Source organism: Lysobacter sp. Soil_C_15, from assembly GCF_057657315.1.
Genome location: NZ_JBDGIR010000006.1, coordinates 140,602 through 159,822, shown reverse-complemented (window position 1 = coordinate 159,822; position 19,221 = coordinate 140,602). Strand labels below are relative to the sequence as shown.

The 19,221-nt window shown below is 72.2% G+C and carries 20 protein-coding genes; 10 read left to right on the top strand and 10 right to left on the bottom strand.

Translation table 11 applies throughout. From position 1 onward, the window contains the following. Together AC3A57_RS15545 and AC3A57_RS15540 are read left to right on the top strand one after the other, a co-directional pair. On the top strand, positions 1–191 hold a 191-nt coding region (locus AC3A57_RS15545; RefSeq protein ID WP_487579743.1), incomplete at its 5' end, for a hypothetical protein. A 198-nt stretch (positions 192–389) separates the two neighbouring features. Continuing rightward, positions 390–2,096: a M64 family metallopeptidase gene (locus tag AC3A57_RS15540; RefSeq protein WP_487579742.1), complete on the top strand. Its 1,707-nt coding sequence runs from the start codon at positions 390–392 to the stop codon at positions 2,094–2,096. 45 nt (positions 2,097–2,141) lie between these two features. Here the strand turns inward: AC3A57_RS15540 and AC3A57_RS15535 are convergent, their stop codons facing one another. Beyond that, a complete protein-coding gene (locus AC3A57_RS15535) occupies positions 2,142–3,092 on the bottom strand; it encodes a ComFC family protein (protein ID WP_487579741.1) in 951 nt (316 codons plus the stop codon). A gap of 91 nt (positions 3,093–3,183) precedes the next feature. Here AC3A57_RS15535 and bioB point away from each other — a divergent pair, with 91 nt between their 5' ends. From bioB to AC3A57_RS15505, 6 genes are all read left to right on the top strand, one after another. Next, entirely contained in the window at positions 3,184–4,221 is a 1,038-nt protein-coding gene (bioB, locus tag AC3A57_RS15530; RefSeq protein ID WP_487579740.1) for a biotin synthase BioB, read from the top strand. Positions 4,222–4,239: 18 nt separating this feature from the next. Beyond that, positions 4,240–5,472, top strand: a complete 1,233-nt coding sequence (bioF, locus tag AC3A57_RS15525) for an 8-amino-7-oxononanoate synthase (protein WP_487579739.1) — start codon at positions 4,240–4,242, stop codon at positions 5,470–5,472. A gap of 10 nt (positions 5,473–5,482) precedes the next feature. Continuing rightward, the gene (locus tag AC3A57_RS15520; RefSeq protein ID WP_487579738.1) at positions 5,483–5,917 is read left to right on the top strand and encodes an ACT domain-containing protein; all 435 of its coding nucleotides are present in this window, start codon (positions 5,483–5,485) and stop codon (positions 5,915–5,917) included. A gap of 110 nt (positions 5,918–6,027) precedes the next feature. Then, positions 6,028–6,837, top strand: a complete 810-nt coding sequence (gene bioH / locus AC3A57_RS15515) for a pimeloyl-ACP methyl ester esterase BioH (RefSeq protein WP_487579737.1) — start codon at positions 6,028–6,030, stop codon at positions 6,835–6,837. Further along, positions 6,834–7,739 carry a malonyl-ACP O-methyltransferase BioC gene (bioC, locus tag AC3A57_RS15510; protein ID WP_487579736.1) on the top strand — a complete coding sequence of 302 codons (906 nt, stop codon included), beginning with the start codon at positions 6,834–6,836 and terminating at the stop codon, positions 7,737–7,739. Before bioH ends, bioC begins: the two co-directional genes overlap by 4 nt. After that, positions 7,736–8,728, top strand: coding sequence for a multidrug resistance efflux transporter family protein (locus AC3A57_RS15505; RefSeq protein ID WP_487579735.1), 993 nt, complete (start codon positions 7,736–7,738; stop codon positions 8,726–8,728). Before bioC ends, AC3A57_RS15505 begins: the two co-directional genes overlap by 4 nt. A 12-nt stretch (positions 8,729–8,740) precedes the next feature. On the opposite strand, the gene AC3A57_RS15500 is transcribed toward AC3A57_RS15505, so the two are convergent. The 9 genes from AC3A57_RS15500 to AC3A57_RS15460 all read right to left on the bottom strand — a co-directional run bounded on the left by AC3A57_RS15500 (position 8,741) and on the right by AC3A57_RS15460 (position 17,587). Then, a complete protein-coding gene (locus AC3A57_RS15500) occupies positions 8,741–9,169 on the bottom strand; it encodes a ketosteroid isomerase-related protein (RefSeq protein WP_487579734.1) in 429 nt (142 codons plus the stop codon). Positions 9,170–9,344: 175 nt separating this feature from the next. After that, on the bottom strand, positions 9,345–10,097 hold the full coding sequence (locus tag AC3A57_RS15495) for an MHYT domain-containing protein (RefSeq protein WP_487579733.1): 753 nt from the start codon (positions 10,095–10,097) through the stop codon (positions 9,345–9,347). Positions 10,098–10,240: 143 nt separating this feature from the next. Further along, positions 10,241–11,047: a V4R domain-containing protein gene (locus AC3A57_RS15490; protein WP_487579732.1), complete on the bottom strand. Its 807-nt coding sequence runs from the start codon at positions 11,045–11,047 to the stop codon at positions 10,241–10,243. Between the two features lie 220 nt (positions 11,048–11,267). Further along, on the bottom strand, positions 11,268–12,275 hold the full coding sequence (locus AC3A57_RS15485; RefSeq protein WP_487579731.1) for a pyridoxal-phosphate dependent enzyme: 1,008 nt from the start codon (positions 12,273–12,275) through the stop codon (positions 11,268–11,270). A 148-nt stretch (positions 12,276–12,423) separates the two neighbouring features. After that, the gene (locus AC3A57_RS15480; protein WP_487579730.1) at positions 12,424–13,674 is read right to left on the bottom strand and encodes an ABC transporter permease; all 1,251 of its coding nucleotides are present in this window, start codon (positions 13,672–13,674) and stop codon (positions 12,424–12,426) included. Continuing rightward, the gene (locus tag AC3A57_RS15475) at positions 13,671–15,002 is read right to left on the bottom strand and encodes an efflux RND transporter periplasmic adaptor subunit (RefSeq protein WP_487579729.1); all 1,332 of its coding nucleotides are present in this window, start codon (positions 15,000–15,002) and stop codon (positions 13,671–13,673) included. Before AC3A57_RS15475 ends, AC3A57_RS15480 begins: the two co-directional genes overlap by 4 nt. After that, a complete protein-coding gene (locus AC3A57_RS15470) occupies positions 14,999–15,961 on the bottom strand; it encodes an HlyD family secretion protein (RefSeq protein WP_487579728.1) in 963 nt (320 codons plus the stop codon). Before AC3A57_RS15470 ends, AC3A57_RS15475 begins: the two co-directional genes overlap by 4 nt. Further along, positions 15,958–16,929 (bottom strand): HlyD family secretion protein, encoded by a 972-nt coding sequence (locus AC3A57_RS15465; RefSeq protein ID WP_487579727.1) that lies wholly within the window; start codon positions 16,927–16,929, stop codon positions 15,958–15,960. Before AC3A57_RS15465 ends, AC3A57_RS15470 begins: the two co-directional genes overlap by 4 nt. Continuing rightward, positions 16,913–17,587: an ABC transporter ATP-binding protein gene (locus tag AC3A57_RS15460; RefSeq protein WP_487579726.1), complete on the bottom strand. Its 675-nt coding sequence runs from the start codon at positions 17,585–17,587 to the stop codon at positions 16,913–16,915. The genes AC3A57_RS15465 and AC3A57_RS15460 overlap by 17 nt, the downstream gene beginning before the upstream one ends. A 397-nt stretch (positions 17,588–17,984) precedes the next feature. Here AC3A57_RS15460 and AC3A57_RS15455 point away from each other — a divergent pair, with 397 nt between their 5' ends. Both AC3A57_RS15455 and AC3A57_RS15450 read left to right on the top strand, forming a co-directional pair. Further along, on the top strand, positions 17,985–18,113 hold the full coding sequence (locus AC3A57_RS15455) for a hypothetical protein (RefSeq protein WP_487579725.1): 129 nt from the start codon (positions 17,985–17,987) through the stop codon (positions 18,111–18,113). An 84-nt stretch (positions 18,114–18,197) separates the two neighbouring features. Further along, a complete protein-coding gene (locus AC3A57_RS15450) occupies positions 18,198–18,701 on the top strand; it encodes a hypothetical protein (RefSeq protein WP_487579724.1) in 504 nt (167 codons plus the stop codon). The last annotated feature ends 520 nt before the right edge of the window (positions 18,702–19,221 follow it).

The window sequence follows — 19,221 nt, the reverse complement described above, 5'->3', positions numbered from 1 at the left end:
GCAACGGCAACGGCAACGGCAACGGCAACGGCAACGGCAACGGCAACGGCAACGGCAACGGCAACGGCAACGGCAACGGCAACCGAAGGCGCCGCATTGCGGCTGTTCGGGGCGGGCGGTTGGAGCCGCGACATTCGCATTCGCCGCCGTGCATCACAAATCGTTCCCGCGCCGGGGGCGGCAGACTGTGACCGATCCGACCAAGACGCGTTCTGCCCTGGAGTAGCGTGCCGCTGTCGTCGATCGAGAGGCGGAGCGATATCCGTGCGGACCCGTGCCGCGCGGAGCCGTTTCGCTGGCAGGCCGGATCGAAACCGGCGGATGCATCGGCGAGGGCGGCCGCGCATTGCCTGCGCGGCTTCCTCCACACTTGTCCGTCGGAGTCCGTCATGACGTTCTCGCCGTTGTTGCGGTTGCTCGGCCTGTGTTTGTTGGCGATGTCTTCCGCCCGGGCCGCGGTGCCGGCCCACTACGTCGTATTCGAACGCGATGCCCAGGGCCTCGCCGAGCCGGTGTTCTACGCCCAGGTGCGACTGGCCGACGACGGCCACGACCGCGCCGGCGCGGCCGCGGCCGAACGCGGCGTAGAGCGCATCGGCTATCGCGCATTGCGCAACGGCGCCAGGAGCGCCGTCGCCTACGAGGCGCGGCAGCCGAACTTCCTGCGCGCCGAGTTCGCCCGCGATCCGCAGCGCGGCTACGGCGCGATCGAATCGCATCCGCTGGTGCGCGATCCGCATCGCGCCTTCGTCGTGCGCCTGCCGTTGGCGCAGGCCGATGCGATCGAACTCGGCGGCGGCGCCGGCAAGGCCGTGCAGCGCTTCGACCTGCGCGAGTTGGCCCTGCGTTCGGCGCAGTTGCCGTTGGCGGCGACGGCGGCGCCGACCGCAGTAGCCGCCGCGACCGCCGACAAGGCGGCCAACTCCGCCAACCGGCTCGACATCCTGGTGCTCGGCGACGGCTATACCGCCGCCGAGCAAGGCGTGTTCGCCGATCATGCTGCGGCGCTGAAGACCGCGATGTTCCAGGTCAGTCCGTACAAGGAGTACCAGAGCTTCGTGAACTGGCAGGCCGGTTTCGTCGCTTCCAGCCAGTCCGGCGCCGACCATCCGCCGTATCAGGCCGGCTGCACCGGCACGAGTTGTTGCGCCGACAGCGAGGCGCGCAACGATCCGCTTGCCGGCCGCTTCGTCGCCACCGCGCTCGACGCGACGTTCTGCACCAGCCAGATCCACCGCCTGCTGACCGCGCGCTCGTCCAAGGTCATGGCCGCGGCGGCGGGCTTTCCCGATTGGGACAAGATCATCGTCACCGTCAACGACCCGGTCTACGGCGGCGCCGGCGGCTCGTATGCGGTGCTGTCCGCGCACGCCAGCGCCGCGCTGATCGCGATCCACGAATTCGGCCACAGCTTCCACGGCCTGGCCGACGAATACGAAGCGCCGTACCCAGGGTTCCCGGCCTGCAGCGACATCGGCGGCAGCGTGCCCTGCGAAGCCAACGTCACCAACCAGAGCAATGCCAGCCTGGTGAAATGGCGCAGTTGGTTCACGCCCGGCCTGCCGATCCCGACCCCGGACGGCACCGCTGGCACCGGCCTGTTCGAGGGCGCGCGCTACCGCGCCGCCGGCATATACCGGCCGGTCGATGCCAGCTGCCTGATGCGCGATCTCGGCACGTCGTTCTGCCCGGTGTGCCGGCAGGAGTACGTGCGCAAGCTCTATCGCGGCGGTTTCGGCTCGCCGTCGGCCGGGATCGACCTGATCGAGCCGGGCAGCGAATCGCCTTCGCCGACGACCGCGGTGAACTACCGGCGCGGCAGCGCTCGCCGGTTCTCGGCCGGCCTGCTGCAGCCCAGCGTCGGCACCTTGGGCGTGCAGTGGTATCTCGACGGCGTGGCGATCCCCGGCGCGACTTCGCCGAGCTACGACTTCGTCCAGTCCGCGGCCACGCCGGCGACGCGCACGCTGGAACTGCGGGTGACCGACCGCACCGCCTTCGTGCAGCCTTCGATGGCCGGCGACCTGTTGCTGCACCAGCGGCGCTGGACGATCCGGGTCGGCAGCGCGGTGCGTTCGCTGGCGGCCGCGCGCTGAGCTGGCCATACGGAGCGCGCAGCGTCGCAACGCCTGCAAGCGCTATCACCCCAGCGGCACGCGCGCGCAGACCCAGGCCTCGATGCGTTGCGCGCCGGCGCGGCGCAGCACGCGCGCAGCGGCGTGCAGGGTGGCGCCGGTGGTCATGACGTCGTCGACCAGCACCACCTGCGCCGGGGCGGCGCCGCCGTGCCAGGCGAAAGCGTCGCGCAGGTTGCGCCGGCGCTGGCGGGCGTCCAGTCGCGATTGCGCGGCGGTGTCGCGGCTGCGGCGCAGGCCGTCGTCGTACAAGCGCAGGCCGAGCCGGCGCGCCAGCGGCCGGGCCAGTTCCAGGGCCTGGTCGTAGCCGCGCCGGCGCAGCCGGGCCGGGTGCAGCGGCACCGGGATCAGCACCGGGGCGGCCGTGTCCGGCGCGCGGCCGCAGTCGGGACCCGGCGCCGGGGCGCGCGCTTCGGCGCCGCGATGACCGCCCGCCGCGGCCCCGGCTTCGTCGAAAGCCCGCGCCATCATCGTCGCCAGCAGCCGGCCGGCGGCGAGGTCGCGGTGGAACTTGAAGCGCGGCAGCAGGCGGTCCAGCGGCGGCCGGTACAGGCAGGCGGCGCGGACCCGGTCCAGCGGCGGGGGCCGGCGCAGGCAGTCGCCGCAGACCGGGCCATCGTCCGCGAAGGGCAGGGCGCCGCGCCGATGCCGTTCGCCGGCCTGGCCGCCGTGGACGCCGCGATCCGGGCCGCGGCCGCGCGCCGTGTCGGCAATCGCCGCCAACATGCGGTCAACGCCGGGCATCTGCCCCAGGTCCCCCTGCGGCAGCGGCAAGGCGCAGCGCGCGCAGGCCGGCCCCGCGTGCGGCCAGTCCGCGGCGCAGGCCGGGCAGAGGTCGCAGCCGGCCTCGGCGGCTTCGTCGCAGACCAGGCAGCGCGCCGGCCACAGCGCCCAGCCCAGCCGCCGCCAGAGACTGTCAACTGGAATGGGCAAGCTGCGGTTGACAGTCCGGGTCATGCTTCCCAGACTGCCGGCTCCGACTCGCCCCTGCTGTCGGTGCATTCCTCTGCCCGCCGTCAGTGAAGTCCCCGCTGTGGAGCCAGCCCTAGTGTCAACGACCCCGCTTCGCCACGATTGGTCCCGCGCGGAAGCGCGCGCCCTGTTCGACCTGCCGTTCCCGGAACTGCTGCACCGCGCCGGTGCCGTGCACCGCGAGAATTTCGACCCCGCCGAGGTCCAGGTCAGCACCCTGTTGTCGGTGAAGACCGGTGGCTGCCCCGAGGACTGCGCCTACTGCCCGCAGGCCCAGCGCTATCACACCGGGGTCGACGCGACCAAGCTGATGAGCACCGAAGCGGTGCTGGAGAAGGCCCGCCAGGCCAAGGCCGCCGGCGCCTCGCGCTTCTGCATGGGCGCGGCCTGGCGCTCGCCCAAGGACCGCGACATCCCCAAGGTCGCGGCGATGATCCGCGAAGTGAAGTCGTTGGGCCTGGAGACCTGCGCCACCCTGGGCATGCTCTCCGGCGACCAGGCCCAGGCGCTGAAGGCGGCCGGGCTGGACTACTACAACCACAACCTGGACACCGCGCCGGAGTTCTACAACGAGATCATCCGCACCCGCGAGTTCCAGGACCGCCTGGACACGCTGGAACACGTCCGCGACGCCGGCATGAAGACCTGCTGCGGCGGCATCGTCGGCATGGGCGAGTCGCGCGAGCAGCGCGCCGGCCTGCTGCAGACCCTGGCCAATCTGCCGGCGCATCCGGACTCGGTGCCGATCAACCGCCTGGTCCAGGTCGAGGGCACGCCGCTGGCCGGCACCACCGAGCTGGACCCGTTCGAGTTCGTCCGCACCATCGCGGTCGCCCGGCTGATGATGCCCAAGTCCATGGTCCGTCTCTCCGCCGGGCGAGAAGCCATGAGCGACGAACTGCAGGCGCTGTGCTTCCTGGCCGGCGCCAACTCGATCTTCTACGGCGAAAAGCTGCTGACCACCGGCAACCCGGACACCGAGCGCGACCTGGCCCTGTTCGCCCGCCTGGGCCTGCGGCCGATGCAGATCGTCGAGACCGCGGGCACCGTCCATGCGAGTATTGAGGAGCACCTCGAGCCCCCGGTCGAGCCCGTCCACACCTGCGCCGCCTGAGGCGGCGGAGCTATCGCAATGAGCAGCCAGCGACCCCTTTGGCGCGAACGGATTCAGGCGGCCCACGACCAGCGCGTGGCCGAGGCGCGCACGCGCCGCCATCGCGCGGTCGCCCACCGCGACGGCGCCCGTTGCGAGGTCGACGGGCGCTCGCTGCTCAACTTCTGCGGCAACGACTACCTCGGCCTGTCGCAGCATTTCGCGGTGATCAACGCGTTCCAGGACGCGGCCTCGCGCGAAGGCGTCGGCGGCCTGGCCTCGCACCTGGTCTGCGGCCATCACGCTCAGCACGAAGCGCTGGAGCGCGAGCTGGCCGACTGGCTGGGATCGCCGCGCGCGCTGCTGTTCGGCAGCGGCTTCATGGCCAACCTGGCCGCGGTCCAGGCCCTGCTCGGCGAAGACGACGTCTGCGTGCAGGACAAGCTCAACCACGCCAGCCTGATCGACGCCGCGCGCCTGTCCGGCTGCCGCCTGCGGCGCTATCCGCATGCCGACCCCGAAGGCGCGATCCGGCAATTGCGCAACGTGCCCGACGGCCTGGCCATGCTCGCCACCGACGGGGTGTTCAGCATGGACGGCGATGTCGCTCCGCTGCGCGATCTGGCGCTGGTGGCGCGCGCGCAAAAGGCTTTGCTGTACGTCGACGACGCCCACGGCGTCGGCGTCAACGGCCCCGACGGCCGCGGCACGGTCGCCGCGGCGCGGTTGTCGGTGCAGGAAGTGCCGCTGCAGCTGGCGACCTTCGGCAAGGCCCTGGGCAGCTACGGCGCGGCGTTGCACGGCGACGCCGACCTGATCGGCCATCTGGCCGAAACCGCGCGCAGCCATCTGTACACCACCGCCCTGCCGCCGGCCCAGGCCGCGGCCACCCGCGCGGCGATCAAGCTGGCGCGCAACGACCATTGGCGACGCGAGAAGCTGGCCGAACTGACCGCGCATTTCCGCGACCGCGCGTCCAAGCTCGGCCTGGAGCTGCTGGCCTCGGGCACTCCGATCCAGCCGGTGGTCTGCGGCAGCGACCGGCGCGCGCTGGCGATGGCGCAGGCGCTGGAACAGCAGGGCTACTGGGTCGCGGCGATCCGTCCGCCGACCGTGCCGGAAGGCCGTGCGCGCCTGCGCGTGACCTTCTCGGCGCTGCACACGCGCGAGCAGGTCGACGGCCTGATCGAGGCCTTGGCGCGCGCCGCCGAGCGGGTCGCGATCGAGCGCAGCGACGACGCGCCGGCGCCGCCGGCGAGCGCGGCCCGATGACTCCGGCCCGATGACCGCAGCCGGACCGCTCGCCGCCGCCGAAACCGATCTGGCGAAGATGCTGGCCACCTTGCAGGTCGACGCGCGCGACGGCGAGTACGTGTTCGTCAGCGCGCCGCACTGGGACGCGCTGCCGCGCGAACTGGCCCAGGCCACGATCGTCGAGGCCGAAGGGCCGACCTGCGTGCTGCGCCGCGAGCACGCCGATGCGCGGGGGCTGGATTACGACTTCGTCGCCGCCTGGTTGAGCCTGCGCGTGCACTCGGCGCTGCAGGCGGTCGGCCTGACCGCGGCGGTGGCGCAGGCGCTGGCCGCGCGCGGCATCGCCTGCAACGTGCTGGCCGGCTATCACCACGATCACCTGCTGGTGCCGGCGGCGCGGCGCGAGGACGCGCTGGCGGCGCTGCGGGCGCTGCGCGGCGACGGCGGAGCGACGCCGGCCTGAGGCGATCGCGCGCGCCGGCCGCCGCAGCCGAACCCTTTCATCGGCCGCTCCGGACGGATCGGCCGCGCAGTAACGAAACCAGGCAACAAACCAGGCAAGACGGAACCTCCATGTACATCGAAACCACCGGCGCGGCGCCCGACAGCGGCCGCCCGGCGCTCGTCCTGATCCACGGCTGGGCCATGCACGGCGGCTTGTTCGCGCCCTTGGTCGAGGCCCTGGCCGAGCACTGCACCCTGCACCTGGTCGACCTGCCCGGTCATGGCTACGCCCGCGACGATGCGACGCCGCTGGATCCGGCCGCGCTCGCGGCCGAACTGGTCGGGCGCTTTCCCGATGCCTACTGGCTGGGCTGGTCGCTCGGCGGCCAGGTCGCGCTGCGCGCCGGGCTCGACCATGCGACGCGCGTGCGCGGGCTGATCCTGGTCGCGTCCTCGCCGCGCTTCGTCACCGGCGCCGACTGGCCGCACGGCGTCTCTCCGGAGCTGTTCCGCAATTTCGGCGGCGCATTGAAGAACGACTTCCGCGGCACCCTGGAAGGCTTCCTCGCCCTGGAAGCGCTCGGTTCCAGCAGCGCCCAGGACGATCTTCGCTGCCTCAAGCAACGCGCCTTCGAGCGCGGCGAACCGGCCGAGCGCGCCTTGCAGGAGGGCCTGCTGCTGCTCGACGGTTTCGACGTGCGCGGCGAGCTGCCCGGGCTGCGGGTGCCCAGCCTGTGGATCTCCGGCCGCCGCGACCGGCTGGTGCCGGCGGGGGCGATGCCCGCCGCCGCCGCGCTGGCGCCGCAGGCGCGCAGCGAAGCCATCGCCGGCGCCGGCCACGCGCCCTTCCTCGGCGCCACCGCGCAGGTCGCGCAACTGCTGCGCGAATTCGTCGCTCCCGCCCACTCCAGCGCTGCGCAGGCAGTGACCTCGTCATGACCGATCTGTTCGACCACCGCCAGGTACGGCGCTCGTTCTCGCGCGCCGCGCACGGCTACGACGGCGCCGCCGCGTTGCAGCGCGAAGTCGGCGCGCGCCTGTCGGAAACCCTGGATTATCTCGACGACCGCGTGCCCGAGGTGGTGGTCGACGTCGGCTGCGGTCCCGGCCACCTGACCGCGGCGATGCAGCAGCGCTGGCCGCGCGCGCAGGTGATCGGCCTCGACCTGGCCCTGCCGATGCTGCGCGAAGCGCGCGGCCATGCCGGCAGCCGCTGGCGGCCGCGCCTGCTCGGCGGTCCGCGCCGTCCCGACCTGATCTGCGCCGACGCGCGCGCGCTGCCGCTGCGCGACGCCAGCGTCGACGTGCTGTTCTCCAACCTGTGCCTGCAATGGGTCGAGGACCTGCCGTCGGTGTTCGCCGGCTTCCGCCGCGTGCTCAAGCCCGGCGGCCTGCTGTTGGTGTCCACCTTCGGCCCCGACACCTTGTTCGAGTTGCGCGGCGCCTTCGCCGAGGCCGACTCGGCGCCGCACGTCAGCCTGTTCCCGTCGATCGCCCAGTTCGGCGACGCGCTGATCGCCGCCGGCTTCAAGAACCCGGTGCTGGACCGCGACGAGTTCGTGCTCGGCCATCCCGACCTCGGCCACCTGATGCGCGAGCTGCGCACGCTCGGCGCGACCAACGCGATGAGCGAGCGCCGGCGCAGCCTGACCGGTCGCGCCCGCTTCGCCCGCGCCGCCCAGGCCTACGAGGCGCTGCGCGGCGGCGACGGCAAGCTGCCGGCGACCTGGGAGGTGATCTACGCCCACGCCTGGGGCCCGGCGCCGGGCACGCCGATCCGCAGCGGCGGGATCGACGAGGTGCAGGTGCCGGCGTCCAGCATCCGCGTGCGCCAGCGATGAGCGAGCGCCGCCACGCCCTGTGGGCGGTGTCGATCGCGCTGGCCTCGGCGCTGTTCTTCACCTGCACCTACGTGCTCAACCGCGCCGCCGCGACCGCCGGCGGGCATTGGGCCTGGACCGCGGCGCTGCGCTATCTGTTCACCCTGCCGATGCTGTTGCTGGCGATGCCGCTGCTCGGCGGGGTCAAGCCGGTATGGAAGGCGATCCGCGCCCATCCCTGGCCGTGGCTGCTGTGGAGCGGGATCGGTTTCGTGCTGTTCTACGTCTGCCTCAGCTACGCCGCCGCCAGCGGGCCGTCGTGGCTGATCGCCGGCACCTTCCAGCTGACCGTGATCGCCGGAATGCTGTGCGCGCCGTTCCTGTACCGCGACGCGCGCGCGCGGGTGCCGTTGCCGGCCTTGCTGGTCGGCCTGTTGATCGTCGCCGGCGTGCTGATCATGCAGTTCGGCCACGGCGGCGGCCGGCTCGACCGCGCCGGCTGGATCGCGCTGATCTGCGTCGCGATCTCGGCCTTCGCCTATCCCCTGGGCAACCGCGGCCTGCTGCTGCACCTGGAGCGCAGCGGCACCGAGCTCAACGCCACCCAGCGCGTGTTCGGCATGACCCTGGCCAGCCAGCCGCTGTGGTGGGCGGTGGCGGCGTACGCGGGCGCGCAGGCCGGCGCGCCGCCGGTGGGACAGCTGTGGCTGGCGGCGGGCGTGGCCCTGGGCGCGGGCGTGATCGCCACCGTGCTGTTCTTCCAGGCCACCGGCATGGTCCGCAACGAGCCGACCGCGCTGGCCGCGGCCGAAGCGATGCAGGCCGCGGAAATCCTGTTCGCGACCGTGATCGGCGCGCTGTGGCTGGGCGAGGCCTGGCCGCAGGGGCGCACTCTCGCCGGCGCCTGCCTGGTCGGGATCGGCATCGTCATGTTCAGCGCGGTCGCCGCGCGCGCCGCGGCCGGCAACGAGCGCCGGGTGAAGCAACTGCGCAGCGACCGCGGCGGTTGAGCGCCGCGCCGTTCAGGCGCCGACCTGGGCGGTCCAGTCGCCGAGGTTGTAGTAGTTGCTGACCCGGCGGATGCGCCCGTCGGCGATCTCGAAGAAGGCGCCGCCGGGCAGCACGTAGCGTTGCCCGCGCGCTTCCGGCAGGCCCGGATCGGTGACCAGGTATTCGCCGTGGACCACGTACTCGGCCGCGGCGCGGACGCCGTCGGGCGAGGTCATCACCACCACCTCGCGCAACTGCTCCCGGTAGTGCCGGGCCATGCGCTGCAGGAACGCGGCGAAGGCTTCGCGGCCGGTTTCGCGCGCGCCCTGGTTGAGATCGTGGGCGACGTCGTCGGCGAGGGTGGCGAGCATGCCGTCCCAGTCGCCGCGATTGAAGGCGGCGTAATACGACAGCACCAGTTCGGTGGCGCGGTCGTCGCGGCGGGTGCCGTCGATCTTCATCGGAACTCCAGGCGGTACGGGGCAGGCGGCCATGATCGCCGATCCAGCGCGATCGCGCCGGGCCGCCGTCCGCGCGGCGCGGAACGCGTTGTACAAAACGCGTCGTACGCAATCGGAAAGGCCCGCCCGAGGCGGGCCTTTCCTTATTGCCGGCCGGGCTTGCGGATGCGCAGGATCAGATCCGCACCATCGCGCGCTGGCGCTGGCGCAGCAGGCTCAGGGTCAGCACCGCGGCGAGCAGGGCGGTGGTGACGACGAAGATGCCGATGCCGAGGTAACCGCCGCTGACGCCGCCGGCGAGCGCCGCGCTGCCGGCCTTGTTGGGGATGAAGCTGGCCGCGAGCATGCCGGTGTAGTGCATGCCGCATACCGCCACGCCCATCACCAGAGCGCTGCCGAGCATCTGGCCCCAGCCGCGCAGGTTGAACGCCAGCCACAGGGCGACGATCGAGGCGACCACCGCGATCGCCGCCGAGGCCAGCACCAGGTTGCTGTTGTAGACGGTGTCGGCCGGCATCAGCATCGCCGCCATGCCGGCGTAGTGCATGCCGGTGACGCCCAGGCCCATCAGCACGCCGCCGAGGATCAGCTTGCCCCAGTTGAACAGGCCGGTGCCGGCGATGGCCAGCCCGGCCATGCACGAGATCACCGCGACGATCGCCGAACCGATCGTGATCGGCAGGTCGTAGGTCACCGCCACGTCCATCTTGCAGGCGAGCATGGCGATGAAGTGCATCGCCCAGATGGCGCCGCCGCCCATCGCGATGCCGGCCGCGGTCACCGCGCGCCAGCGCTGTCCTGGGGTGGTCGCGCTGGGGATCGCGATCGCCAGCTGCAAGGCGGTGAACGAGCCCAGCACCGACACGACGTAGGACAGAACGACGAGGAACGGGTCATGGATGCACTGGATGGCGTGTTCGAGCGGCATGGCGGAACCCCCTGGTGGGTTGTCTGGCTATGGGCCGCGGCGGCGCCTTCCCCGCGCCGTTGCGGCAATGCGGCTCCGGCTTGCGGCCGGAGCGTCCGGAACGCCACGGCCGTCCGCGCCGTGGCCGACCGGTATCGGACCGGTCAGGCTTGGAATTCGAACCGGCACGCTTCCGCGCCGGTGTTGCGGCATTGGCTTTCCACCACCCGCACGCTTTCGGCGCCGTGCTGGCCCTCCAGCAGGCCGCCGAGCATGCCGCGCAGGAAATGGCAGCATTCGCCGCTTTCGCCGCGATGGCAGAAGGGGCTGTTGCGGATCCGCAAGGCGTCGTCCTGCAGCTCGGCCTGGACCAGCTGGCGCATCGCCGGCAAGGCGATGCGGCGCACCGAGTCGTGCAGGGGCAGTTGCCCGCCGAGCGCGTAGTCGCGCTTGTAGACCCAGGCGCCGACGCGCTGGCCGATGTAGCGCAAGGTCGCCTCGCGCTGGCTCGGCGGCAGCTCGCGCTCCAGCGCCACCAGCTGCAGCAGGATGTTGGGGTAATTGCGCGCCAGCTGCGGCAGCAGGGTCTCGACCCGCTGCGTGTCGATGGGCGCCGTGGCGGCCTGGACCGCCGCGGGGGCCGGCGCTGCGGCCGGCGGCGGCAGGTTCGGCGCGCTGGCCGCGCCATTGCTGCGCACCGGCGCCGCGGGCGGCGCTGCGGCCGCGCCGTTGCCGCCTTCGTAAGCCGCGGCTTCGAAGCTCTGCACCAGGTGGTGCGTCCCCAGGCGCTCTTCCAGCACCAGCAGCGACTCGGCCGGGCCACGAACGACCATGCTCAGGACCACGCCTTCTTCGCTGTTGAGCATGCGTTGGCGCAGCAGGGTGAAGCCGTTGGCGATCACCACCTGTCCCAACGCGAGCAGCAGCCCGTCGCGCCGGTCGGACACCACGCGGAACTCGACATCCACCATGTGTTACTCCCCTGGCCTGTGCATGTTCCTGAAGACGGCTCGCTGCTCGAGCGGCGCGTCATGACAGGGACTGGCGCGCGATGGCGCAGCGTGCCAGCTGCGTTCACAAAAAACGCAAACCAAGATCACAGATGAAGGGGGTTTTTACGCGTTTTATGCGGCCGTTCGTGTCCGTAGAAAACGCTGCCGCATAACAAACGCGAAGCAGTTCGCGAACCGGTCAGGGCGCGTCGGCGAACCAGGCGGACGCCAGCCCCAGATCGACGTTGCCGCCGGACACGATCAGCCCGACCCGGCGCCCGGCGAAGCGCTCGCGCTGGGCCAGCACCGCCGCCAGCGGCACCGCGCCGGAGGGCTCGACCACCAGCTTCATCCGTTCCCAGATCAGCCGCATCGCCGCGATCGCCTGGGCGTCGTCGGCCAGCAGGATCTCGCGCACGTGCCGGCTCAGGATAGGAAAGGTGAGCGTGCCCAGTTCGGCGCGCAGGCCGTCGCAGATCGTGTCGGGCAGGCGGCCGGTGATGCGGCGGCCTTCGCGCAGCGAATCGTGCGCGTCGCGCGCGCCCAGCGGCTCGGCGCCGTAGACCTCGATCGCCGGGTCGATGCCGTGGGCGGCGATGGCGGTGCCGGACAGCAGCCCGCCGCCGCTGACCGGGGCGATCACCGCGTCCAGCCCCGGCGCCTGGCCGAGCAGTTCCAGGGTCGCGGTGCCCTGGCCGGCGATCACCCGGGGGTCGTTGAACGGATGCACCAGCACGCCGCCGGTTTCGGCCAGCACCTGGGCGGTGACCGCGTCGCGCGAGGCCTGCAGCGGTTCGCAGGTCACGATGCGCGCGCCGTAGGCGCGGATCGCCGCCAGCTTGACCTGCGGCGTGTTGTGCGGCGCGACCACGGTCGCGGTGGTGCCGCGCAGGCGCGCGGCCAGGGCGATCGCGCCGCCGTGGTTGCCCGAGCTCTGGGTGACGATGCCGCGCGCGGCGTCTTCGTCGCTGAGCGCGAACACCGCATTGCTCGCGCCGCGGAACTTGAACGCGCCGCCGCGCTGCAGGTTCTCGCACTTGAAGTGCAGCTCGCAGCCGGCCAGCTCGTCCAGCGCGCGCGAACGCAGCACCGGAGTGGCGTGCGCCAGCGGCGCGATGCGCGCGGCGGCGGCGAGGACGTCGGAAAATTCCGGCGCGGCCGGGGCGAGGGCGGCGTCGGCCGCGAGCGGAGCGGTCATCTCGTTCATGGCCCAAGCGTAGCGCAGGGGCGGCGAGGGCGGCGTGCGCGCCCTGGCGGGTGCGCCTGGCCGCCGCGCGAGGTGTGCGCCGGGTCGCCGAACGCGGACCGGCCGCGTCCGCCGGCTCGGCGGCGGGCCAGGTCGGTCGTGGCCCGGGTCAGTCGTGGCGCAGGGCCGCGATCGGGTCCAGGCGCGCGGCCTGGCGCGCCGGATACACGCCGAAGGCCAAGCCGACCGCGGCGCAGAACAACGCCGACAGCAGCACCGGCAGCGGCGCCCAGGCCACCTGCCAGCCGGCGAGGAAGGCGATCAGATAGGCCAGGACGACGCCGAACAACAGGCCCAGCGCGGCGCCGGCGACGCAGATCACCGTCGCCTCGCGCAGGAACTGCGCGACCACGTCGCGCCGGCGCGCGCCGAGCGCGCGCAGCAGGCCGATCTCGCGCCGCCGCTCGAGCACGTTGGCGAGCATGATGTTCATGATGCCGATGCCGCCGACCAGCAGGCTGACCCCGGCGATCGCGCCCATCACCACGCGGAAGATGCGCTGGGTCTTCTGGTGCTGCTGGAACAACTGTTGCGGCACCACCAGGCGGAAATCGGCCATCCCGGCGTGGCGCTGGGCCAGCACGGTCGACAGCACGCGCGCGCCGGCGGCGAGCTGCGCCGGATCGCGCAGGCGCAACAGGAAGCGGTCGATTTCGTCCTCCTGCGGCTGGAAGCGGAAGCGCGCCCGCGCGCTGGCCAGCGGCAGGTAGACCCGATTGCTCTCCAGCCCCAGTTGCACGCCTTCGAACTGATCCTTGCTGAGGTCGCGGTCGGCGAGCACGCCGACCACCTCCAACCACACGTGATTGACCTTGAGCAGTTGCCCGACCGGATCCATGCCCGGGAACAGGTCCGCCGCGGCCTGGTGGCCGAGCACCGCGACCGCGGCCAGGCGCTGGTCGTCTTCGGCGCTGAGCGTACGGCCGCGGGCGATGCGCAGCGAGGACAGGGCGAAATAGTCCGGGCTGACGCCGCTGGTCTGGGCGTCGCTGCGGCCGTGGTCGCTGAACACCGAATGGGTGCGCACCGGTTTCTCGGCGGCGTAGCGCTCGGCGCCGGGCACCACCGCCAGCGCGGCATCGGCGTCGGCCAGGCTCAGGCCGAGGCTGCGCGCGCGGGTCTCGCGCAGGCTGCTTTCGTCCTGCGCCTTGGCTTCGGCGATCAGATTGTTCAGGCCCAGGCTTTCGACCAGACGCAGCGCTTCGCGCCGGCTGCCTTCGCCGACCGCCTGCATGGCGACGATCGCGCCGACGCCGAAGATCAGCCCGAGCAGGGTCAGCAGGGTACGCAGGCGGCGCCGCCACAGTTCTTCGACCGCCTCGCGCCAGATCGGCGGCAGCATCCGCGACAGACCGCTCATGGGCGCGCCTGGCGCGGACTGCGCGCCGCGGCGCTCGGCGCGACGGCCGCGGTTTCCGCCGGCGCCGCGGCATCTGCGCCGGGGCCCGTGCCGTCGTCGGTTCCGATGCCGCCGTCGACCGCGCCGGCCGCGGCCAGCAAGACCTCGTCGCCGTCGCGCAGGCCCGACAGCACCTGCGAGCGCGCCGGCCCGCGCGCGCCCAGGCGCACCTCGCGGCGCAGGAAGCCGCCGCCGTTCCGCACCCGCACGTATTCCTTGCCGGCATCGCCTTCGATGGCGACGTTGGCGACGCTGAGCGTGCGCGGCGCGTCGAACAGGATCACCCGCGCGCGCAGCCGCTGCCCCGGCACCAGCTTGTAGCGGGCGATCGCCTCGGCCGGGATCGGCGCCTTCATCGACAGATACTTCACCGGACTTTCCTGGCTGCGGACCTTGGCCGCGCTGGCGACCCACGACAGCTTGCCGACGATGCGCTGCTCGGGGCGGCCGACCGGCGCCATCTCGACCGCGTCGCCGACCTGGACTCCTTGCGCCTCGATCTGCGGCAGGCTCAGTTCCAGTTCCATCGCCGAGGCGTCCGGCAGGCTGCCGTAGTCGAAGCCGGCGCGCAGGGTCGCGCCGACGCTGGGCTTGTCGCCGGACCAGTTGGCGCTGAGCATCAGCACGCCGTCGTTGGGCGCGCGCAGCTCCAGCGCGTCCAGGTCGGCCTGGCGCGCCTTGGCGGTGATGTCGAAGGTCGCGCGCTGGGCGTCGAGCACCGCCAGTTCGGCGCTGCCGCGCACGCCGGCCTGGCCGCGCTGCCACTCCAGGGTGTCGCGCTTGGCGTGCAGGAAGCGCGCGTCCTCGACCGCGTCCAGCACTTCGTTGCGCGCCATCGTGCTCAGGTCGGCGCTGGCATAGCGTTCGGCGATGCCCAACTGCACCGCGACCTGGGCCAGGTCGACCGCAAGCTTGCTCTGCGCGGTGTCCAGGTCGCCCTGCTTGGCCGCGCGCGCCAATTCGTTGCGCTGCAGGTCGATCAGGGTCTGGGCCAGTTCCTGTTTGCCCTGCGCGGCGGAGAAGCGTGCGATCAGATCGCCGCGCTTGACCGCGCTGCCCTCCGGCAGCATCCATTCCAGCTGCCGCGCCGACCAGTTGCGTCCGGGCACCTGCAGCGGCGCGGCCTTGGCCGATTTGAGCTCGCCTTCGCCGGCGACGCTGAGCCGCAGCGGCGCCGCGCTCACGGTTTCGGTCGCCGCCGGCGCCTGCTCGGCGGCGCAGCCGGCGAGCAGCGCCAGCGCCAGACCGGTCGCGCCGGCGGCGCGCAGCAGGTGCCAGCGCCGGCTCATCGCGCGCCCCGCGGCGCCGGGATCTCGACCCGCACCGCCTGGCCCGGGCGCAACGGCGCGCGCGGATCGTCCAGGCGCACGTCCAGGTCCAACACCGGCACCGGCTGCACCTGCGATTTGCTGCGCACCGCGCGGCCGACCGATTCGATCCGCCCGCGCAGCACGCTGCCGGCGCCGCCCTCGACCACGATCCGCACCGGCGCGCCGACCGCGACGCGCTGCAGTTCGCGTTCGGGCAATTCGGCGCGCACCGCGAGCGTGCTCATGTCGGGAATCTCGGCCACGGTCTGGCCGACCCAGGCCTGCGAGCCGACGTCGTATTTTTCGCCTTCCCAGTTGCTCCGATGCATCATCAGGCCGTCGCGCGGCGCGCGCACTTCCAGCGCCGCCAGGGAGCGCTGCAGACGGTCGACGTCGGCCTGAAGCTGGGCGCGCTCGGCGGCGAGCAGGCGCCGTTCCTGCCGGCGCTGCTGCGCCGACAAGGCCTCGCGGCGTTGCGCCAAGGCCAGCTTGCGCTCGGCCTGGGTGCGCGCGATCAGCAGCTTGCGGTATTCGATCCCGGCGATCAGCTCGGCCGGTTGCTGGGTCTTGCGCCGCGCCTTGTCGAGCGCGGCGCGCGCTTCGTCGGTGGCCAGGCGCTCGCTGCGTTCGCGTTCGGCCAGTTCCAGGTCGAGCTTGTCCAGCTCGACCTGCTTTTCCTTGAGCCGGCTGCGCTTTTCCGCCAATTGCTTGACCACGTCGCTGCTGTCGAACGCGATCACCGGCTGGCCGCGCTTGACCGGCGCGCCGTCGGCGGCGAGCTGGGTGATGTTGAACTGCCACATGCGTTCGACCGTCGGCGGCATCAGCGCCGAGGTGCGGCGCGCATAGACTTCGCCGTCCACGCGCAGCGGCGCGGCCGCGGCGGCGCCGGCGGCGGCGATCAGCGCCAGCGCGACGGCCGGGCGCAGGCGCCTCATCGCGCGGCTCCGGCCGGAGCCAGGGGGCTGACCCGCACGCTCATGCCCGGCAACAGCTTCAGCGCATGGCCCGGCGGCAGGGCGATGTCGATGCTGAAATAACGCCCCTCGCCCCATTCGGGCTTGCGGTCCGGGGCGCCGGCGATCGCCGTGATCCGCCCCTGCAGGCGCTGCCGCGGCAGGGCGTCGAAGGCCAGCTGCACCGGCTGGCCGACGCGCAGCCCGCGCCGGTCCGGTTCCAGCGCCCAGGCGCGGACCTGCATGTCGCCGCCGCCGGCGATTTCGCCGGCTTTGCTGCCGGGCATGGTCGAACTGCCTTCGTCGATGCGGCCGCCGATCCAGTTGGCGTTGAACCCGTGCAGGACGATGCCGTCGCGTTCGGCGCGCACTTCCGACTGGCGCAGCAGCAGGGCGTAGTAATCGCGCTGGCCGCTCAGCTTGGCCAGCTCCAGGCGCGCGTCCTCGCGCTGGCGCGCCTGGGCGGAATGGGCGGCGGCGAGCTGTTCGCGCTTGAGCTTGAGTTCGCGGGTGGTCTTGTCCAGCTCGCCCTGGTGGCGGTCGTAGTCGAGCTGCGAAATCAGCCCGCGCGGGATCGCCGCTTCGATCCGGGCCGTGGCCAGCGCGGCTTCGGCGTCGGCCAGCGCGACTTCGGCGTCGACCGCCTTGACCTCGAGTTCGGCCATTTCCTTGGCCGCCTTGGCCCGGGTCTGTTCGAGCTTGGCGTCGAGTTCGGGAATCTGGGTGCCGGCCTGGCCGGGGTCGATGCGCAGCACCACCTCGCCGGCCTTGACCGCCTGGCCCTCGGGGACGAAGTAGCGGATCGTCACCGGCGCGGTATTGGACTGCGGGGTGTAGATCGGCTGCGCGCCGAGCGAGCGCACTTCGCCGGTCAGCACGGCCGCGGCCGCCGGCGCGCAGGCCAGCAGCGCCAACGCCGCGGCGGCGCCGCGATCAAGCCGCCGAGTCATGTTCGATCCTGCCGTCGTGCAAGCGCACCTCGCGCGGCGCGCGCGCGGCCAGGTCGCGGTCGTGGGTCACCAGCACCACGGTCTGGCCGCCGCCGTGCACTTCGCCGATCAGGTCGAGCACGTCGGCGGCGCTTTTCGAATCCAGGTTGCCGGTGGGTTCGTCGGCCAGCAGCAGCGCCGGCTGCAACAACAGCGCGCGGGCGATCGCCGCGCGTTGCTGCTGGCCGCCGGACAGTTCGCTGGGGCGGTGCTCTTGGCGCGCGCCCAGGCCGACCCGGTCCAGCAGCTGGCGCGCCCGCTGTGCGCTGTCGGCCGGCGGCGCGCGGTGGAAGCGCAGCGGCAGCAGCACGTTCTCCAGCACGCTCAGCCGCGGCAGCAGATGGAAGCTCTGGAACACGAAGCCGATGCGGCGATTGCGGATGTCGCTGGCGGCTTCGTCGTCGAGCGCGGCGACGTCGCGGCCTTCGATCAGGTAGCGGCCGCGGCTGGGCCGGTCGAGGCAGCCGAGGATGTTGAGCAGGCTGGACTTGCCCGAGCCGGAGGCGCCGGTGATGGCGACGAACTCGCCGGCTCGGATGCTCAGGTCGACCCCATCCAACGCGTTTACCGCCTGCCCATTCATCTCATAGCGACGATGGACCGCTTCCAATTCGATCATCGAGAACTGCCGGGCCAAAGATGAGTGGTGCGCGACGGCGCCGCTCCGGCGCCGAGGTCGAAGACCCGCCGCAGGCGCGGAAGGTTCCCGCCGGCGCGCGCACCGCGGCGCGCGACGGGCCGGTCGACCGTCGCGGCAATCTACCTCAAGCGCAGGCGCGCGCGGCAGTGTGCCAACCGCGACGATCGGGCGCGGCACGAAGCGGCGCTGCGGATCTGTGAGCCGGTACCGGAATTCGCCCTCGGGCGCGGCTAGTTTGGATCTCATCGTGCGCCGATCCGGTCACGGAACGACGCCGGGGGCGGTCTGGCTATACTCCGGGCGACGCGCCACGATGGCTCAACCGAACCCAGGACGCGGCATTCCGTCGATGTCCAACAAAAACAGGGGATGACCCATGTTCCGCAAACTCTCGGTATGCCTGCTCGCGGTTCTGCTCGCCGGCTGCATGCCGCCGCGGCTCAATCCGACCATGGTGTCGGCGCCCACTGCCCAGGCCACGGCCGACGCCAAGGCCGCGGGCTGAACCATACAGGCCGGCCCGGGTTGAATTAAGCCCGAGTTCAAAACGCCGGACCGAAGCTGGACCCCTGAGAACCGGGGGTCCGACATGATCCGCAAATTGCTGTTCCCATTGCTCGCGACCGCCTTGCTGGCGGGCTGCGTAACCGACTATTCCCTGCGCGGCGGCAGCGGCGGCGGCTCGTACTACTACGGCCGGCCGAGCGTCGACTACCGCTATTACGGCGCGCCTTACGGCTACGGCTATCCCTACGGTTACGGCGGCTCGTACTACCGCTACGGCGGCTACTACGGCAACCCGTACCGTTACGGCGGCTACGGTTATCCCTACGGCTACTACCCGTCGCCGTACCCGCGCTACTACTACCCGAACCGCCCGCATCGTCCGCCGACCACCCGGCCGTCGCTGCCCGACCACCCGCGCGGCATTCCGTGGCGCGACGCGCGCAGCGATCGGGGCCAGCGCTGGAACGGCCCGGGCCCCGGCAGCGTGCCGCAGCCCAGCAGCATCCCGCGGCCGTCGATGCCGCAGCCGTCCAGCCCCCCCGCCAGCGGCCGGCGCGGCGTGCCCTGGCGCGAGGTGCAACGCTGAACGGAGGCCTGCCGGGGTGCACGGTCGTGCACCCCGGTGCTGCAAAAGTGGAACGGTGCGCACTTGCGTTCCGGCCGAAGTGACCGCAATCTACCGCTACTGACCGCTTACGTCGTATTTGGACGTTTTCGGTAAGCAGAGACTTCTATGTCGGCGCCTGGCGAGGAATCACGGATCCCCCCTGTTCCGTCCCCGTCAGGCGTCGGCGCCCATTCCCCCGGACTCGGGGCATAGCCAAAGCGCACGCCTAGCCGTGCGCTTTTGCTTTTTTGCGATTCAATGACTTGCGTCGTGCGGCCGGGACGGCCGGGTTCGATGCCGGCGATGCCGTGGGCGCCGCGCGCATGCCGGTCGCCGGCCGGCAGGGCGCAATAAAAAAGGGGCCGAATGTCCCCCGACATTCGGCCCCCCGGCTTCCCCCGCGAGCGCTTGGCCAGCCCCTGTTCCAATTCCAGCCGGCGTCTAGCGCCTGCCCCGCAAGGTGCACATGTATCCCAAGCATGAAGTGTGCCAACTCTGA